Origin of the sequence: Enterobacter cloacae complex sp. 6730903, from assembly GCF_048283985.1 — a bacterium.
GTDB lineage: Bacteria > Pseudomonadota > Gammaproteobacteria > Enterobacterales > Enterobacteriaceae > Enterobacter > Enterobacter hormaechei_C.
This window is the reverse complement of record NZ_JBLVXX010000146.1, coordinates 1-805: the sequence shown is the minus strand read 5'-3', so window position 1 is coordinate 805 and position 805 is coordinate 1. Positions and strand designations below refer to the sequence as shown.

Below are 805 nucleotides of genomic sequence, written 5' to 3'. Positions count from 1 at the left end.
CCAATCCTGTGGGTTGGAAGGCACGGCCAGTTTTGCATTTTCCTGCGCCGCGATCATCGGCACCAGTACCTGCTTGAGGTCACCATAGCGGCGCGAATGAGCGAGCCAGACATCTCCGGAACGAAAAGCATCCCGGAGGTGAAAGAGTACCGCCACTTCCCAAAGACGGGTATCTCCTTTTTCCTGAGCTCGTAAATGACGGTTCCATTTGGAGCTGGGCCGCAGGAAACGCCTTTCTGGCGATGCAACACCTTTCATCTCTCCGATCGACAAAGCTGCTGCTACCAATGGTCCGGCGACCGGCGCGGCTTCGAGCTTCAGACAGCGCAACATGCGGGGCGCATAACGACGAAAGCGATGGTATCCCTGCCCGACATATGCAAGAGGCTCATCGGCTAGCGTGTTGCTGAGTTGAGTCCCTGTCGCTACCAGTTGAGCGAGCCGGTCCCATGCAACCGAACTGGCGACAGCCATCTCCAGCGGGGTTCCGTCACTGCGGGCCTCAAGCAACGAAGCTCCCAGCGCGGTGAAGGTACGGATCGTATCCGTGAGTGTGGCTTTAGAGCCGGAAATTGTTTCGTCATGCTGGCGCTTCGCTTCCCGCCAGGTTTTTCCTACGATCCTGTCATGGGTTTCGACTATGGCATCAGCAATCGCCGCTTCCCACTCCACAACACAGACGGCAAGGATCGCCCAGCGGCGGTCCGAAGTGATGTCACGCAAACCGTCGGTGAAGTAGCGTTCACCCTGCCGACGCAGCCGGGCAATGCGATGGGCAGGTATGCTGGCCAAAGCACTATGATTG

Annotated in this window: 1 pseudogene; it reads right to left on the bottom strand. The window is 58.1% G+C overall.

Annotation, left to right across the window (positions count from 1 at the left end):
* Positions 1-805: pseudogene (locus ACNQ0W_RS25250) on the bottom strand (Tn3 family transposase); the annotation flags it as partial.